This is a genomic window from Spirillospora sp. NPDC048824, assembly GCF_043198455.1.
Taxonomy (GTDB): domain Bacteria; phylum Actinomycetota; class Actinomycetes; order Streptosporangiales; family Streptosporangiaceae; genus Spirillospora.
In genome coordinates this window covers 52,890-68,660 of sequence record NZ_JBICUS010000009.1, presented here as the reverse complement: position 1 = coordinate 68,660, position 15,771 = coordinate 52,890, and the positions used below count along the sequence as shown (strand labels likewise).

The window sequence follows — 15,771 nt, the reverse complement described above, 5'->3', positions numbered from 1 at the left end:
GTGGGTGCCCGGTCCGGCGGCACCGGCGGAGAGCTTGGAGGCGCCATGGGCTGCGAACCAAGGCGGTTCGACCTGACGATGCTGCACGCCGCGTACGACGCGTTCCGCCGCGACGCGGCCCGGATCGAGGCCGCGGCCGACCTGGGCGGCACGCCGGCGGCCCCGGCGGTCGCGAACACCTGGTCCCTGTTCCGGTTCCACTGGCGCGTCCAGGACATCACGGAGAAGAGCGCCCTCTGGTCGGTGATGTACGCCAAGGACGCCGGCGCCCCGGGGCGGCTCGGGATCGTCCTCGACTCCATGGCGTTCCAGGCGATACGGGTCGTCTCGCTGATCGACGCCCTGGACGCCGCGCTGGAGCACCGTGACCGGCTCATGTTCGCCCGGTACGCGCAGGAGCTTCACACGTCCGTGGATACGCTCCTGGCCTTCAAGGAGTCGGAGGTCCTCCCGCTGATCTCCGGGACCCTGACCGCGTTCGAGTGGGGCACGTTCGACGTCGAGTTCCGCCGCGAGCTCGGCATCCGGGGACTCGGCGTCTTCCTGCCGTGGCTGCTGGACGACGCCCCGGAGGCCACCCGCCGCGCGGTGCTGCACCTCCTGCCGCCGCCGATCCGGCTCTTCTACCGGACGAGCTGGCGTCCCCGCTATCGGCGCCGCAGCCGCCTGGCCGTCCCGGCCTGCTGAACCCGGCCTGCTGAACCGCGCCTTCTGAACCCCCGGCCTTCTGAACCCCCGCCTGCTGAACCCCGCCTTCTGGATCCCGCCCGCCGGACTCCCGGGTGTGACGGGGTCCACATCCGCGTGATGTCACATCTCGCCGCACTGGATCGGTCTTATGCGCACAAGCGCGACATGCGCGGTCGTTCGGCATGTGCAGTCGCGCGGCGACGACGTGCGACGAGAGGACGTTGACGATGGCGGGGAGTCGGACGGCCGGCGGAGGACGGCCGGGCGAGCGCAGGGCGCCGAAGTCCGTGGACGCGACGGCGCGGGCCCTCGACGAGCGGTTCGGCTCGACCGGATTCGCCCGCAGGGCCATGCGCAAGGCGTTCCCGGACCAGTGGAGCTTCCTGGTCGGCGAGATCGCGATGTACTCGTTCGTGATCATTCTGCTGACCGGGGTGTTCCTCACGCTGTTCTACAAGCCGAGCATGCAGGAGGTCATCTACGACGGCTCCTACACCAGGCTGCAGGGCGTGGAGATGAGCGAGGCGTACGCCTCCACCCTCAAGATCAGCTTCGATGTGCGGGGCGGGCTGCTCGTCCGGCAGCTGCACCACTGGTCGACGCTCATCTTCATGGCGGCGATCCTCGTCCACCTGCTGCGCCACTTCTTCACCGGCTCGTTCCGCAAGCCGCGGGAGCTGAACTGGCTGATCGGCATCGCCATGTTCATGCTCGTCATGCTGAACGGCCTGTTCGGCTACTCCCTGCCGGACGACCTGCTGTCGGGCACGGGCCTCCGCATCCTGGAGGGCGTCCTCGCGTCGATCCCGCTGGTCGGCTCGTACGCGGTGATGTTCGTGTTCGGCGGGGAGTTCCCCGGGACCGACATCGTCCCGCGGCTGTACGTCGTCCACGTACTGCTGATCCCCGGCATCCTGGCGGCGCTGATCCCGCTGCACGCGATCGTGCTGACGTGGCGGCAGACGCACACCCAGTTCCCCGGGAAGGGCAGCTCCAACAAGGCGCAGTACGGCTACCCGTTCTTCCCCGTCTTCATCGCCAAGACCACGGCGCTGTTCCTGTGGGTGCTGGGGGTGTCGACGCTCCTCGCGGCGTTCATACAGATCAACCCCGTATGGCTGTTCGGCCCGTACGACCCGGGCGCGATCAGCTCCGGATCGCAGCCCGACTGGTACATGGGCTGGCTGGAGGGCGCGCTGCGGATCATGCCGGCCTGGGAGATCAGCGCGTGGGGCCACACGGTCACGATGAGCGTCGTCGTCCCGGCGCTGGTGGTCCCGGGCGTGCTGTTCACCGGTCTCGCCCTCTACCCGTTCATCGAACGCTGGGTGACCGGCGACGACCAGATCCACCACCTGCTCGACCGTCCCCGCGACGTCCCCGCCCGCACCGGCATCGGGGTCGGCGGCGTGATCTTCTACGGGACGCTCTGGCTCGCGGGCGGCAACGACATCCTCGCCGAGCGGTTCGACATCCCGCTGTTCTGGACGACCTGGTTCTTCCGCGGCCTGATCATCCTCGGGCCGGTGCTGGGCTACGTCGTCGCCTACCGCATCTGCCTCGGCCTGCAGCGCCGCGACCTCGGCCTCGTCCGGCACGGGCTGGAGACCGGCATCATCCGCCAGTCCCCGGACGGCGGGTTCAGCGAGGTCGAGCGGCCCCTGCCCGATGAGGCGATCGCCGCGATCACCGATCCGCGCCCGGCGGCCGCCGCCGACCTGGACGTCCCGCCGCCGGTCGACGGCATCGAGAGCCCGCGCGCCCGCAGCGCCTTGCGCCGGGTGCGCGCCTCCCTGAACCGCCGGTTCAGGGCGGACCTGGCCGTCGTCCCCGTGCGTCCCCCGGCCGAGGGCGACGGGGACCGGCGCGAGATCACCGGCTCCGAGTCGGAGTCCGTGCCGTCACGCTGACCCGGGCCGGACGCCGGGCCGGGTCAGCGGTCGAAGAGGTGGCGGATGACCGGGCGGGCGGCGGCCACGGGGTCGTCGCCGAGTTCGGCGGGCAGGGCGCCGCTCAGCCAGAGGTGCGCGAAGCCGTGGACGATCGACCAGGCGGCGATCGGGGCCGTCCGGTCGTCGTCCGGGCGGCCCGGTGCGGCGCCGCGGACGCCCGCGGTGAGGACCCGGCCGGCGCGGTCGCGGGCGGCGGCCACCTCGGGGTCGTCCGGCCGGTACAGCTCCGGCCTGAAGATCACCTCGAAGTAGGGCCGGTGGTCGACGGCGAAGCGGATGTAGGCGAGGCCCACCTCGTGCAGGTCGTCGCCGGCGGCTTCGAGAGCGTCCGCGAACCGGGTGTAGCCCTCGGCGGCGACGGCGGTCAGCACTCCCGCCCGGTCGCCGAAGTGGTGGGCGGGCGCGGCGTGCGAGACCCCGGCGCGGCGCGCCAGCTCGCGCAGGCTCCAGGCGGCCGGGCCGGATTCGGCGATCGCCCCGACGGCCGCATCGATGATCGCCCGCCGCAGATTGCCGTGATGGTAGGTGTCGCCGCTCATGACCGCGATCCTATCTTGCCATTGACAAGTTCATGGCCGGGTCGCGGAGAATTGATGTACTGCGGTGTCGGATCGGCGAAGCCGCCGATCGTCTCAAGGGCAGGAGGTGACGCACATGAGGTATGTGCTGATGTTCGTGGAGAACGAGGAGTACGCCAAGGACTGGGAGGCCAGGCCCGAGGACGAGCGGCAGGAGCTTTTCGGCAAGGTCGAGAAGTGGCTGGCCGACCACTCGGCGCAGATCGTGCACAGGACGAGGCTTCAGAGCCGCGAGACCGCGACCACGGTCCGGCTCGGCGGAGGCGACCCGGTCGTGACCGACGGGCCGTTCGTGGAGGGCAAGGAGGTCGTCAGCGGCTACGTCGAGGTCGAGGTCGCGGATTTGGACGAGGCGCTCGCCATCGCGAAGGCCTGGCCGTCCTGCCCGATCGTCGAGATCCGTCCCGCGCTGTGACCATGCGCGGCGAGCGGAGCGTCCCGGAGAAGGAGGCCGCGGCCGAACTGGCCCGCGTGGTGCGCGAGCACTCGGGCCGGCTCGCCGGGGCCCTGGTCCGGGTCCTCGGCGACTTCTCCCTGGCGGAGGACGTCGTCCAGGACGCGGTGTGCGTCGCGCTCGAACGCTGGCCGGCCGAGGGCATCCCCGACCGTCCGGACGCCTGGCTGTTCACCGTCGCCCGCAGGCGGGGCCTCGACGTGCTCCGCCGCCAGGCGCGCTACCGCGACAAGCTGGCGATGCTGGACTGGTCCCCGCCGCACGAACCCGACGACCGGCTCCGGCTGATCTTCACCTGCTGCCATCCGGCGCTGCCGCGCACCGCCCAGATCGCGCTCACCCTGCGGGTCGTGTGCGGGCTCACCACCGCGCAGATCGCCGCCGCGTTCCTCGTCCCGGAGCCGACGGTGGCCCGGCGCATCACCCGGGCCAAACGCAAGATCTCCGACGCGGGGATCCCCTACCGGATCCCCCGCGACGCCGAGATGCCCGAGCGGCTCGCCGAGGTCCTCACGGTCATCTACCTGCTGTTCAACGAGGGCTACCTGTCGAGCACCCCCGACCAGGAACGCCACCTCGCCGACGACGCCGAATGGCTGGCCGCACTGCTGGCGTGGCTGGTCCCCGCCGACCCGGAGGCCACCGGCCTGCTGGCGCTGATCCGGCTCCACCAGGCACGCGCCGCGGCGCGTTTCGACGCCGCCGGCCGCCTCGTCCTGCTGCGCGACCAGGACCGGTCACGCTGGGACCACGCCGCCATCGACGACGCCACCGCCCTGCTGGCCCGCGCCGCCCGCAAGGGCAGGCCCGGCCCCTACCAGCTTCAGGCCGCCATCGTCGCCTGCCACGCCGACGCCCCCACCTGGGACGACACCGACTGGCACCAGATCGTCGTGCTGTACGACATGCTGCTGCGGCTCGCCCCGTCCCCGGTGACGCGGCTGCACCGGGCCGTCGCGCTGCACCACCACGCGGGGCCGTCCGCCGCCATGTCCGAGCTCGACGCGCTCGCCGGCGACCTGGACTGCCATCACCTCTACCACGCCGCCCGGGCCGAGCTGCTGCGCGACCTCGGCCGTCCCGGCGAGGCCCGCGAGTCCGACGCGCGCGCCCTGCGCCTGACCGCCAACCGCGCCCAGCAGGCCCTCCTGGAAGAACGCCTCACCTGGGGCTAGCCGCGGCTGATCGCGGCTAGTCGTTCTCCTTGGCGTACTCGCGCAGGCCTGGCAGGTCCATGACGGTGATCTTGCGCCAGCCGGTGCGGATCAGGCCCTCGCGGCGCAGGCCGTTCAGGGCGCGCGCGACCGTCTCGCGGGACGCGTCCATCCAGCTGCCCAGCTCCTCCTGCGACAGCGGCGGCCCGATCTCGATCGACCCGTCCGGCGCGGGCGGAGCGTAGTGGACGGACCGTTCCGCGAGTTCGGCGAGCAGCATCGCAAGGCGCCGGGTGCCCCGGCTGGTCACGTGGGCCTTCAGGCGCCGGTCCATGGCGTCGATGCGCTGGACGAAGGTCCCGGTCACCAGCATCCACACGTTCGGATGGTCGTCCAGGAAGCCGGTGAAGCGGGCGGCGGGCACCACCAGGGCGCGGATCGGCGACAGCGCGGTGACCGTCGCCGACCGGGTCCGGCCGCCGAGCACCGCGCTCTCGGCGAGCAGGTCGCCGGGGCCCCGGACCGCCAGCACCACGTTGTGGCCGTCCTCGGTCGACGAGGTCACCTTCGCCCAGCCCCGCTCGATGATGATCACGTGGTCGGACTCGTCGCCCTGGTACACCAGGGGCGATTTCACCGGGAACTGGCGGGGACGCCCGGCGGCGCGCAGCGCGGACTGCTGCGCGGCGTCGAGCGCGGCCCAGAATTCCGGGCGCGGAGAGGTCGCCGCGTAGGGTGCCACCAGCCTCCTCCTTGCCTCCGGCGTGCTCACTGAATCCTTGACATGCCCGCAGTCACCTGAACAGTAAACCGGAAGTCATGTGCCCGGCGGCGGCTCGGTCTCGATCGTGAGGGCCTCATGGTCGAAGCACAGGTGGCCGCCGACCTTGACGGTGGCCTCCAGCGGATCCTCGTAGGACCACGCGGCGTCCTCCGCGCCGTCCAGCGACCAGTACGTCGCCTCGCCCTTGTACGGGCAGACGGTCCGCTTCGTGCTCTCGCTGAGCAGGCCGAGGCGGACGTCGCCGGCGGGGATGTAGAAGCGGTTGGGCAGCCCGGTCTCCGACAGCACCTTCGGCCGCTCGGTCTCGGCGACGACCTCCCCGTCCAGCAGCACCCGGACACGGCGGGACGAGGCGCGGGCGTCGACGCGGTGGAACGGGTCGCGCAGATGCCCGCGGACCTCCTCGTCCTCGTCGAACCAGGCGTCCATCCGGCCCCAGTAGAACGCCATGAGCCCGCGCAGCCACTCCGACTCCGGCTTCGGCTCCGGATAGGCCCACACCGCGTTCTCCGCCGCCCGGCCGCCGACTCGGACCGTCCAGTACGCGGCGTCGCCTTTGAACGGGCAATAGGTCGAGTGGGCGGTCTGCTCCAGCAGATCGGTCCGCACGTCCTCCTCCGGGACGTACAGGACGGGCAGCAGCCCCGTCTCGTGCAGGAGCCGTCCGCGCTCGGTGTCCAGGACGGTCTCGCCCGCGAACCGGGCACGGACCCGGCGCGGGAAGCCGTGCATGAACAATCTGTGCTTCGGCCCGTCGAGGCTGAAATTGACCTCGTCTCCCGGCGAACCGGCGAGCGGTCCCGGCCGCATGGTCAGCGACATGCCGTGCTCCTAACGCTCCCGTTGGCTCCTCGTGCCCCGCCGGCTCATACTCCCGTCGGCAGCGTCTCAAGCTCACCACGGCGCGCCGCCTCACGGTGCAGCGGCTCCAGAGCGGACGTCATCCGGAACCAGCACAGGGCGTCGTACCGGTCGGCGAGCCTCGTCGGGACGTACTGGCGCCGGTCGCGGTCCGGGTCGTACACCACGCCGATCGCACGGTGCCCGAGCGTCCGGGTGAGGAAGTCGGGCTTGTCCGGCTCGGGCGGCACGATGAACATCCCGCGGTGCAGCTCCGACTCCGCAAGCACCGCCTCCAGCGACCCGTGCACCGGCGGCGGGACGTGCATGTTCTCCATCTGGGCACCCCAGCGCGGGGCCGCGATCACCTCGCCGTGACCGCCGGCGAACCCGATCAGCACGACCCCCTCCCGGCCCGGCCGATCGGCGTGCCGCTCTCTGGCGAGCTGGCCGAGGCTGACCATCCCGGCGGCGGCCATGTCGGTCGCCCGCGCGTCGCCGATGTGCGAGTTGTGCGCCCACACCACCGCCTTGCCGGTCCCGTCCCCGGGGAGCGCCCCGCCCCCGTGGAACTCCATGAGCCGGTCGAGGGTGTCGGCCATGTGGACGTCCCGGATGTTCCACGACTCCGGGCCGCCATTGATCATGGCGCGGTAGTACCGCTCGGCCCCGGCCGTGACCTCGGCGTTCTGCCGGGCGTCGAACTCCTCCACGGGGTCACGGGTGTCGCCGTGGGTCACGGGCCGGCGCAGCCTGGTCAGCAGGGCCAGGATCTCGTCCTGGCACCCGTCCGGGACGAGCGCGGTGTTCCACCCGTACGCCTCCGGGTCCTCCCCGTACGGCTCGAAGCAGCGGTAGGCCTCCAGCGCCGCCTCCAGATACTCCGGACGTTGCTCCGCCAGGTAGTCGACGACCGCCCGGAGCGACTCCCACAGGCTGTAGACGTCCAGCCCGTAGAAGCCGGCGCGTCGGCCCGGCGGCAGACCCGCGTTGTGGTCGCGCAGCCAGCGGCAGAACTTGACGGTCTCCTGGTTGGCCCACATCCAGGTCGGCCACCGCTCGTAGGCGTCCAGGGCGTCCCGCGGATCCTCGGGCGAACCCGGCGCCAGCGTCACGCTGCGCCCGACCCTGCGGCAGTCCGGCCAGTCCCCCTCGACCGCGACGAACGAGAACCCGCGCTCGGCGATCAGCCGCCTGGTCAGCGCCGCCCGCCACCCGTAGTACTCGTGCGTTCCGTGGCTGGCCTCGCCGATCAGCACGCAGCGGGCGTCCCCGATCCGGTCCAGAAGCGGGCCGAGGTCCTCCTCGTACTCCAGCGGCAGCGCCGCCCCGTGCACGTCCTCGGCGTCGCTCGGGGCCGGGCCCGCTCCAGAGCCTGCGCCAGGGCCCGCTCCAGGGACGGCTCCAGGGACGGCTCCAGGGCTCACTGCGATCCCCTCCGCTCGCCCTCCGGGCCTTCGCCCCGTCCGCTCTTCGCGCGTTTGATGTCGTACTTGTGACTTTCTGGGCGCGGCATATCGACGATCCCCCTTTGTCGTCTTCCTCCCCACGCCCTTCCCAGGTTCCGGGCATCGATGCGACCGGCCTTCCCTCCGGCACCCGACCGGCGCGGCGCACAGCGCCGCCGGCCATATGTCGTCCGAAAAGCGTAATTCGCACCATTTATTGGCACGCCGTCCCATCCGGCCTCCCACGGGAATGGGACCGAGACGTGATGCGAATCCCCTACGAAACGCCAAAGGAATGGATAGTCTCCCCCCGATAACTTTCAGTTGGTAAGCAAATCTGGAGCACACCCCGCATGAGCGTTGCCAACCGGGCACAGGTCATCACACGGTGGGGGGCCATCGCATTCATGGCGGCAGCGGTCCTGACCGCCACCGCCGGTGGCTTCGCCCAGTCCTACGCCGGCCTCTACCACTGGGCGATGGAACACGGCCTGCGGGGCTGGAAGGCCGAATCGTTCCCGCTCCTGGTCGACCTGTTCATCATCGTGGGAGAACTCGGCCTCTTCCTGCTGGCCATCGACGCCTTCGTGCTGCGCCGCCGGGCCCTGATGAGCTGGCTGGACTTCTTCCTGCCGCTGACCATCGCCCTCGCCGGCTGGACGGCCAGCCTCGTCTTCAACGTGGGCCACGTCGGGCAGAAGACGTTCTCGTACCAGGCGACGGCCGCCGTCCCGCCGATCGTGTCGATGCTCGGCCTGTTCGTCCTGCTGCGGACGCTGCACCGGTACGTGGCGCAGCAGGAGGACGAGGAGGAGCCGCCCAAGCAGCCGGAGCCGCAGACGCGCGCCATCGCCGGGCCCGTCACCCTGAACCAGATCACGCTGATGCCCCTGCGGAACACCGGCCCGTTCCCGCAGATCCAGGTTCCCGGCCACTCCGGGAAGGCGATCGAGCCCGGCCGCTCGGCCACCGCGACGGAGACCGCGGCCAAGACGGACGCCGGAGCCGAAACGGCCTCGGAGACCCTGCCCGCTCAACCCGCCGCGCCCGCCCGACCGGCCCGCGCCCAGGCCCCGGCGCCCGCCCCCGCGCCTGAGCCCGAGCCGGAACTGGCCGTCGTCAGCGCCGCCGCGCGCGGGAGCCTCAACGGCCGCAGCGGCTACGGCACGGCCACCGAGGAGCCCGCACCCGCCGTGGTCCCCGCACCCGACCCGGACGGCCTGCGCGCCCTCGTCATCGACGTCCTGGAGCGCCGCCACGGGGATGTCGCCGGAACGCTCGCCGAGGTCAGGGCCGAGGGCCACACCTGCGACGAGGCCGAGATCCAGCGGATCAGCGACAACCACTGGTTCCCGTACGCGGTGTACCGGCTGCTGGCCAAGCACCACGGCGACGGCGAACTGGTCGCCGGGGAGCTCCGGGCGCAGGGCATCATCTACGACCCGACCATGCTGGACGAACTCGTCCGTTCCTGGCGCGTCTGATCCACCCGAGCCGCGAGGCCGCCGAACCGGTCCCGCCCCGCACATGCCGGGGCGGGACCGTACGTCCTACGCGTCGCGCTGCTGCTCCTGGGACGGGTCGGTGCGCAGCCGGGCGTGCAGGCCGCCGTCCACCCGCAGGACATGCCCGTTGAGCTGCGCCGCCGCCGGTGACGCCAGGAAGAGCGTCGCGTCGGCGACCTCCTCGGGGGCGGTCGTGCGGCCCGCCGGGAGATCGGTCGCGGGCCGTACCTCCCCGACGACGCTGGCCGGCGCGACGCAGTTGGCGCGGATGCCGAGCCCGCCGAGCTCCACGGCGATCGCGCGGCTGAGGGCCTCGATGCCCGCCTTGGTCACGTCGTAGGCACTCTGGTCATCGTGCGCGCGGGAGGCTCCCGGCGACGACATGCTGACGATCGCCCCGCCGCGCCCGCCGTCACGCCAGTACCGGACGGCGCGCACCGACAGCAGATACGCCGAGCGCAGGTTCGCGGCGATCACCGCGTCCCAGACGGGGGCGTCGATGTCGATGAACGGGGTGCGCACCTCCGTCATCGCCGCGTTGTTCACGAGGACGTCCAGGCCGCCGTCTCGGCGGAGCCTGTCGAAGACGGCGTCGGCGACGTCCTCGCGGGCCAGGTCGCCGGCCATCGTGGCGACCCGGGGCATCGCGTCGAAGACCTTCAGCCCCTCGGCGTCCACGTCCACGGCGAGCACGGCGGCGCCCGCGTCCGCGAACCGGTGCACCAGCGCGCGCCCGATCAGGCCCGCGGCACCGGTGACCAGCGCCCGCTCCCCCGAGAAGTCGAACCGTACCGCGCTCATAGGGTCATGCTCACTCGGCCGGGCCCTGCCTGACCGTGCATGTGCCTCACATACCTGAGGTTCATTCGCTGGGAGCCTCCCTCACCTGGGCGACGATCTGTGTTGGATTGACGAACATCAACGCGATGATCAACAGCAGCGCCGACAACGCCATGTAGATCACGGCCATCGCGTCGATGGCCTGCGCGGCGCGGATGCCCGGCGTGAACGCGGCGCTGTACAGCGCGACGATCAGGGTCTGGCTGTCGGCGTCGGCGACCAGGAAGGTCAGCTCGAACATCGCGACGGTCCGGACCAGTACCAGGATCCCCGCGGCGAGAATGCCGGGCAGCAGCAGCGGCACCAGCACCCGCGTGAACACCTGCCGGGTGCGGGCGCCGCACATCCGCGCCGCCGACTCCACGTTGGTGTCGATCTGCTCGACGAACGGCGTCATCACGAGGATGACGAACGGCAGCGCCGGGACGAGGTTCGCCGCGATGACGCCCGTCATCGTCCCCGCCAGGTGCACCTTGTACAGGACGGTGGCGAGCGGGATGCCGTAGGTGATCGGCGGCAGCAGCACCGGGAGCAGCAGCAGGAACATCACGATCCGCTTGCCCGGGAAGTCGCGCCGCGCGAGCGCGTACCCGGCGGGCACGCCGATCAGCAGCGACAGCGCCACCACGATGAGCGTGATCTCCAGCGTGACGGTCAGCACGTCGCCGAGCGCGAACTCCGACCAGGCGTTGGAGTACCACGCGGTGGTGAAGCCCTGCGGCAGCCAGCCGGCGAACCATTTCGTACCAAAAGAGTTGACGATCACCGAGAGGATCAGCCCGGCCAGGTTGACCAGGAAGAACGCGACGCAGGCCCAGACGAACCAGCCGCTCAGCCGGCCCTTCGGCAGCCGCCTCCTGCGCATCGGGGCGTTGCCCGCCACGGCAGCGGTCATGATCCCTTACCTCCCATCGCGGGCCCGGTGTACAGGCGGCCGCGCAGCAGCAGCGTCACCGAGATGACGAGCAGCTCGAACACGCCCATCAGCACGGCGATGGTCGAGGCCATCGAGTAGTCGTACTTCTCGAACGCCGCCTGGTAGGCCGCGATCGCCATCACCCGCGTCTCCCCCGCCGGTTCACCGACGAGGCTCGCGGACGGGAACACCGAGAACGCCAGCACGAACGCGAGCACGAACGTGGTGGCCAGGCCCGGCGCCAGCAGCGGCAGGATGATCCGCCGCATCCGCTGCCAGGGCCCGGCGCCGAGCGTGGCCGCGGCCCGCTCCAGCGTCGGGTCGATGCCCGACATGTAGGCGAGCACCAGCAGGAACGCGAACGGGAACCCGGTGATGAGCAGCGAGAACAGCACGCCCCAGTAGTTGTAGATCAGCCGGACGGGCTCGTCGACGAGGCCGATGTCCATCAGGACCCGGTTGAACCAGCCCTTGGGGCCGAGGTAGCGCAGGAGCCCGTCCGCGACGAGGACGGTGCCGAGCGTCACCGGAAGGACGAGCGCCGCCGTCAGCAGCCGGCGTCCCCGGAACCTGCCGCGCAGCCGGTACGCGATCGGCACCGACGCGCCGACGTTGATCAGCGCGGCGGGGAGGGCGAGCCGCAGCGTCTTCCAGACGGTGCTGCGCTCGTAGGAGTCGCGGAAGAAGTCGGCGTAGTTGCCGAGCGGGCCGCCGCCGTTCTTCGGCTGCAGCGACAGCCCCACCCCGTACGCCATCGGGTAGATGAACAGCAGCCCGACGACCAGCACCGCGGGCAGCAGCAGGAGCAGCACCCGGTCGACGCCGCGTTCGGCGAGCCGGTGCCGCAGACCGCTGCGCCGCGGCACCGGCGTCTTCGGTGGACGGGCGGGAGCCTCAACCGCCATCTTGGACCCCGATCTCCGCGGGGTCGTCGAACGCGTCCGCGGCGTCCCCGGCGCCGTCCCCGAACACGAGCACACGTTCGGGCGGGACGGTCAGCGTGACCCGCTCCCCCGGCGCGATCCGCTCCGGCGACCTGAAGTGGACGACGCGGCCGTCGTCCATCACGCCCTCGGCGGCGACCTCGCGTCCGTGGAACTCCGACACCTCCACCCGGACCGTCACGAGGTTCTCCCCCGTCGCCGAACCGTCCGGCTCGGCGACGCGGAAGTCCTCGGGGCGGACGGCGGCGACCGCGCGCGCCCCGGTGACCGGCCGGCGGCTCAGCCCGGTCAGCGTGAGTCCGCCCTTCTCACCGAGCGACACCCTGCCGCCGGCACCGCCGTTCACCGAGCCGCCGCCCGCCAGGACGGGCAGCTCCAGCAGGTTCCGGTACCCCATGAAACCGGCGATGTAGGCGCTGGCCGGGTGGGTGTAGACCTCCTCCGGCGTCCCGATCTGCTCGATCTGGCCGGACCGCAGCACCACGACCCGGTCGGCGAGCGCGAGCGCCTCCTCCTGGTCGTGCGTGACGTACACGGTGGTCAGGCCGAGGTCCTGGTGGATCCGCCGGATCTCGGTGCGCATCTGCACGCGCAGCTTGGCGTCCAGGTTGGACAGCGGCTCGTCCATCAGCACCAGCTTCGGCCGCAGCACGATCGCGCGGGCGATCGCCACCCGCTGCTGCTGCCCGCCCGACAGCTGGCCGGGCAGTTTGCCCGCGTGCTCGGTCAGCTCGACCGTCGCGAGCGCCTCGTCGACCCGGCGGGCCGTCTCGGCCTTGCCGACCCGCCGGACCGACAGCCCGAACGCGACGTTCTTGCGGACGGACAGGTGCGGGAACAGCGCGTAGTTCTGGAACACCATCCCGAACCCGCGGCGCTCCGGCGGCAGCGTGTCGATGCGCTCCTCGTCCAGCCAGATCGCGCCGTCCGACAGGGGCAGCAGCCCGGCCAGGCAGTTCAGCGCGGTCGACTTGCCGCATCCGGACGGCCCGAGCAGGGCGATGAACTCGCCGCCCTCGATCCGCAGGTCGAAACCGTCCAGCGCGGTCGCCTTGCCGAAATGCCGGGTCACACCGTCCAGGCGCAGATGCCCGAACCCGGCGCGCGCGTCTTTTTCCAGCACGGTCTCCGCCTTCATGACGCACCTCCCGAGGACGCCGGCTCTTCTCGCGTCCGGCTGATCTCGTGCGTCCGGTCGCCTTGGTGCGCGGGCATGACCGTTCGGCGGGTCACGCCGTCCTCACCTGTCATTGCTTCTTGACCTTCTGCCCGCCGATCTCGCGGTCCCAGCGGTCGAACGCGGCGACGAGGGCCTTGGCGTCCAGCGGCGGGGCCTTCGGGTTGTCGGCGATGAGCTTGTCGTACTCGGGACGTCCGAACTCCTCGATGGCCTGCCGGCTCTCCGCCGGCGCCATGTCCAGCGTCACGCCCTTGACCGCCGGGCCGGGGTAGAAGTAGCCCTTGTCGAACGTGACCGCCTGCTGCTTGGGCTGGAGCGCGAACTTCATCACGTCGAGCAGGACGGCCAGCTTCTCGCCCGAGACGCCCTTGGGAACGACCATGTAGTGCGCGTCGGTGACCCAGGTGAAGCCCTCCAGCGGCTGGATCTTGACGTCCTTCGGCACCTGGCCGAGGACGCGCGGGTTGATGTCCCAGCCGGTGGTGCTGAGGACGATGTCGCGGGTTCCCTCGCCCAGCTCCTTCATCGTCTGGGTGGTGCCGGTCGGGTAGTACTCGGTGTACTTGTCCAGCTCCTTGAGGTACTTCCAGGTCTTGGCCCAGCCGTTCGCCGGGTCCATGGGGTCCTTGTCCCCGAGGATGTAGGGCAGGCCCATCAGCCACGTCCGCCCGGGCCCCGAGTTGGACGGGCGCGCGTACATCAGCTTGTTCGGGTTCGCCTTGGCCCAGTCCAGCAGCTCGTCCGCCGTCGTGGGCGGGTCGGAGACGTTCTTCGGGTTGTACTCCAGCAGCGGCCCGGACGGGTAGTACGTCACGACGACGCCCTTGCCCTGCGCCAGGTCCTGCATCTTGGACGCCGGCTCCAGGTACAGCGACTTCAGGTCCGGGAGCTTGCCGGAGTACTTGCCGAGCACGTCAACCCACAGGTTCTGCTCCAGGCCCGCGGCGAGCCCGTCGGTGCCGGTCAGCACCAGGTCGATGTCGATCTGCCCGGCGTCCTGCTGGGCCTTGACCTTGCCGGCCAGCTCCGGCGAGGTCGCCTTCGTGTAGGTGATCTTGCTGATGAGCTCCGGGTGCTCCTTCTTGTAGTTCTCGAAGATCTCCTGGGTGAGCTGGAGGTTCCCGGCGACGTCGATGACGTTCAGGGTGACGGGGTCGGACGGCATCGTGACGTCCGCCGCGGACGGCTCGGACGCGGTGCCGCCGTCCGAGCCCGGCGCTCCGCAGCCGGCCAGCAGCAGTCCGGCGGCGGTCGCGAGGGTGAGGAGGGCGGATCGAGGAGTTCTCATGGGGTGGGCCTCCTGGCAGGACGTCCGGTCTCAGACGTCTGTTCCTTATGGCCGGGCCGGGCTCACACCGGCCCGGTGGTGCCTCGGATGAGGAGTCGGGTCGCCAGCTCCGCGGCCGGCGGCAGGGGAGGCGCCTTCGGCGCCCCGGGGTCGAGCATCGAGTGCATGGTGGCGGCCGCCGCCCGCGACAGCGCGTTCACGGGCATGGCCACCGTCGTGAGAGGTGGGTTGGTCATGGACGCCATCGGCACGTCGTCGAACCCGACGATGCTGATCCCTTCGGATCCATCGGGCTCACCGGGCACGCGTTTGCCGGGCACGGGGACGCCGCGCGCGGTGAGCCGTGACAGCACCCCGAGCGCGACCAGGTCGTTGTAGGCGAACACCGCGGTCACGCCGGCGGCGAGGACCTCGTCGGCGGCCCGGAAGCCGCCGGTGAAGCGCGGCTCGTACGGGCCGAGATCGACCAGTTCGATGCCGCGTTCCGCGCAGGCGGCGCCGATGAACTTGCGCCGCTGCCGGTTCGACCACGAGTTGGCCGGGCCGGACAGGTACGCGCACCGCCGGTGGCCGAGCGCGTGGACGTGCGCCGCCGCCTGATCCATGCCGGACTGGAAGTCCGACACGATCGACGGCGCCGACCGGCTCGTCCGGTAGGCGAGAACCACGGTCGTCTTGGACGCGACGGCCCGCAGCCGCGTCCCCGACATGCGCGGCGCGCACAGGATCAGCCCGTCCACCCGCTCGACCATGGCCTCGGCCAGCCTGACCTCCGTCGCCGTGTCCTCGTCGGTGTCGGCCAGGAACACCGCGAACTCGGTGTCCCTGAAGTAGGCCTCCACGCCCTTGATGAACGGCGCGAAGAACGGGTTGGCGATGTCGGGGACGATCAGCCCGACGTTGCGGGTCCGCCCGAGGACCAGCGACTGCGCCGCACGGTTCGGCTGGTAGCCCAGCCGTTCGGCGCACTCGAGCACGCGCCGCCGGGTCTCGGCGTTCACGAGCTCCGGGGAGTTCAGCGCACGCGAGACCGTCGAAGGCGATACCCCTGCGAGGCTCGCCACGGCCCGGATCGAGGCCCGGGTGCTGTCCGCGCTCATGCCGACGATTATGAAAACGTTTGCGGAACAGTGTCAATGGCCGGCGCCAAGAACCCTTGCCCGTGACCGACCCGTTACCCGGGCGCGCCTGGCCTGCG

Annotated in this window: 15 protein-coding genes; 5 read left to right on the top strand and 10 right to left on the bottom strand. The window is 71.3% G+C overall.

Annotated features, from left to right (window positions below; translation table 11 throughout):
• Positions 1–45: 45 nt before the first annotated feature.
• On the top strand, positions 46–687 hold the full coding sequence (locus ACGFIS_RS19535; RefSeq protein WP_392908105.1) for a hypothetical protein: 642 nt from the start codon (positions 46–48) through the stop codon (positions 685–687).
• A 230-nt stretch (positions 688–917) separates the two neighbouring features.
• Positions 918–2,600 (top strand): cytochrome bc complex cytochrome b subunit, encoded by a 1,683-nt coding sequence (locus tag ACGFIS_RS19530; RefSeq protein WP_392971965.1) that lies wholly within the window; start codon positions 918–920, stop codon positions 2,598–2,600.
• Positions 2,601–2,623: 23 nt separating this feature from the next.
• On the opposite strand, the gene ACGFIS_RS19525 is transcribed toward ACGFIS_RS19530, so the two are convergent.
• Complete coding sequence (locus ACGFIS_RS19525) at positions 2,624–3,181, bottom strand: TetR/AcrR family transcriptional regulator (RefSeq protein ID WP_392971963.1); 558 nt, start codon at positions 3,179–3,181, stop codon at positions 2,624–2,626.
• 115 nt (positions 3,182–3,296) lie between these two features.
• Here ACGFIS_RS19525 and ACGFIS_RS19520 point away from each other — a divergent pair, with 115 nt between their 5' ends.
• Positions 3,297–3,635, top strand: coding sequence for a YciI family protein (locus ACGFIS_RS19520; RefSeq protein WP_392908111.1), 339 nt, complete (start codon positions 3,297–3,299; stop codon positions 3,633–3,635).
• Between the two features lie 2 nt (positions 3,636–3,637).
• On the top strand, positions 3,638–4,849 hold the full coding sequence (locus tag ACGFIS_RS19515) for an RNA polymerase sigma factor (protein WP_392971961.1): 1,212 nt from the start codon (positions 3,638–3,640) through the stop codon (positions 4,847–4,849).
• Positions 4,850–4,865: 16 nt separating this feature from the next.
• Here the strand turns inward: ACGFIS_RS19515 and ACGFIS_RS19510 are convergent, their stop codons facing one another.
• From ACGFIS_RS19510 to ACGFIS_RS19500, 3 genes are all read right to left on the bottom strand, one after another.
• On the bottom strand, positions 4,866–5,570 hold the full coding sequence (locus ACGFIS_RS19510; RefSeq protein ID WP_392908115.1) for a Crp/Fnr family transcriptional regulator: 705 nt from the start codon (positions 5,568–5,570) through the stop codon (positions 4,866–4,868).
• Between the two features lie 75 nt (positions 5,571–5,645).
• On the bottom strand, positions 5,646–6,434 hold the full coding sequence (locus ACGFIS_RS19505) for a DUF427 domain-containing protein (protein WP_392971959.1): 789 nt from the start codon (positions 6,432–6,434) through the stop codon (positions 5,646–5,648).
• Between the two features lie 44 nt (positions 6,435–6,478).
• A complete protein-coding gene (locus ACGFIS_RS19500; RefSeq protein WP_392971957.1) occupies positions 6,479–7,879 on the bottom strand; it encodes an erythromycin esterase family protein in 1,401 nt (466 codons plus the stop codon).
• A gap of 428 nt (positions 7,880–8,307) precedes the next feature.
• Between ACGFIS_RS19500 and ACGFIS_RS19495 the strand changes: the two genes are divergently transcribed.
• Positions 8,308–9,384, top strand: coding sequence for a DUF2637 domain-containing protein (locus tag ACGFIS_RS19495; protein ID WP_392971955.1), 1,077 nt, complete (start codon positions 8,308–8,310; stop codon positions 9,382–9,384).
• A 66-nt stretch (positions 9,385–9,450) separates the two neighbouring features.
• On the opposite strand, the gene ACGFIS_RS19490 is transcribed toward ACGFIS_RS19495, so the two are convergent.
• The 6 genes from ACGFIS_RS19490 to ACGFIS_RS19465 all read right to left on the bottom strand — a co-directional run bounded on the left by ACGFIS_RS19490 (position 9,451) and on the right by ACGFIS_RS19465 (position 15,673).
• Entirely contained in the window at positions 9,451–10,206 is a 756-nt protein-coding gene (locus tag ACGFIS_RS19490) for an SDR family NAD(P)-dependent oxidoreductase (RefSeq protein ID WP_392908123.1), read from the bottom strand.
• 61 nt (positions 10,207–10,267) lie between these two features.
• The gene (locus tag ACGFIS_RS19485) at positions 10,268–11,140 is read right to left on the bottom strand and encodes an ABC transporter permease (protein WP_392971953.1); all 873 of its coding nucleotides are present in this window, start codon (positions 11,138–11,140) and stop codon (positions 10,268–10,270) included.
• Entirely contained in the window at positions 11,137–12,066 is a 930-nt protein-coding gene (locus tag ACGFIS_RS19480) for an ABC transporter permease (RefSeq protein ID WP_392908126.1), read from the bottom strand. The genes ACGFIS_RS19485 and ACGFIS_RS19480 overlap by 4 nt, the downstream gene beginning before the upstream one ends.
• Positions 12,056–13,243 carry an ABC transporter ATP-binding protein gene (locus ACGFIS_RS19475; protein ID WP_392908129.1) on the bottom strand — a complete coding sequence of 396 codons (1,188 nt, stop codon included), beginning with the start codon at positions 13,241–13,243 and terminating at the stop codon, positions 12,056–12,058. The genes ACGFIS_RS19480 and ACGFIS_RS19475 overlap by 11 nt, the downstream gene beginning before the upstream one ends.
• A 109-nt stretch (positions 13,244–13,352) precedes the next feature.
• A complete protein-coding gene (locus ACGFIS_RS19470; protein WP_392971951.1) occupies positions 13,353–14,573 on the bottom strand; it encodes an extracellular solute-binding protein in 1,221 nt (406 codons plus the stop codon).
• Positions 14,574–14,635: 62 nt separating this feature from the next.
• Complete coding sequence (locus ACGFIS_RS19465) at positions 14,636–15,673, bottom strand: LacI family DNA-binding transcriptional regulator (RefSeq protein ID WP_392908134.1); 1,038 nt, start codon at positions 15,671–15,673, stop codon at positions 14,636–14,638.
• Between the last annotated feature and the right edge of the window lie 98 nt (positions 15,674–15,771).

Coding starts and splice junctions, on each gene's coding strand:
- ACGFIS_RS19485 (WP_392971953.1), bottom strand. CDS start 11,140: ATGACCGCTGCCGTGGCGGGCAACGCCCCGATGCGCAGGAGGCGGCTG.
- ACGFIS_RS19515 (WP_392971961.1), top strand. CDS start 3,638: ATGCGCGGCGAGCGGAGCGTCCCGGAGAAGGAGGCCGCGGCCGAACTG.
- ACGFIS_RS19520 (WP_392908111.1), top strand. CDS start 3,297: ATGAGGTATGTGCTGATGTTCGTGGAGAACGAGGAGTACGCCAAGGAC.
- ACGFIS_RS19530 (WP_392971965.1), top strand. CDS start 918: ATGGCGGGGAGTCGGACGGCCGGCGGAGGACGGCCGGGCGAGCGCAGG.
- ACGFIS_RS19470 (WP_392971951.1), bottom strand. CDS start 14,573: ATGAGAACTCCTCGATCCGCCCTCCTCACCCTCGCGACCGCCGCCGGA.
- ACGFIS_RS19535 (WP_392908105.1), top strand. CDS start 46: ATGGGCTGCGAACCAAGGCGGTTCGACCTGACGATGCTGCACGCCGCG.
- ACGFIS_RS19525 (WP_392971963.1), bottom strand. CDS start 3,181: ATGAGCGGCGACACCTACCATCACGGCAATCTGCGGCGGGCGATCATC.
- ACGFIS_RS19495 (WP_392971955.1), top strand. CDS start 8,308: ATGGCGGCAGCGGTCCTGACCGCCACCGCCGGTGGCTTCGCCCAGTCC.
- ACGFIS_RS19480 (WP_392908126.1), bottom strand. CDS start 12,066: ATGGCGGTTGAGGCTCCCGCCCGTCCACCGAAGACGCCGGTGCCGCGG.
- ACGFIS_RS19465 (WP_392908134.1), bottom strand. CDS start 15,673: ATGAGCGCGGACAGCACCCGGGCCTCGATCCGGGCCGTGGCGAGCCTC.
- ACGFIS_RS19490 (WP_392908123.1), bottom strand. CDS start 10,206: ATGAGCGCGGTACGGTTCGACTTCTCGGGGGAGCGGGCGCTGGTCACC.
- ACGFIS_RS19505 (WP_392971959.1), bottom strand. CDS start 6,434: ATGTCGCTGACCATGCGGCCGGGACCGCTCGCCGGTTCGCCGGGAGAC.
- ACGFIS_RS19475 (WP_392908129.1), bottom strand. CDS start 13,243: ATGAAGGCGGAGACCGTGCTGGAAAAAGACGCGCGCGCCGGGTTCGGG.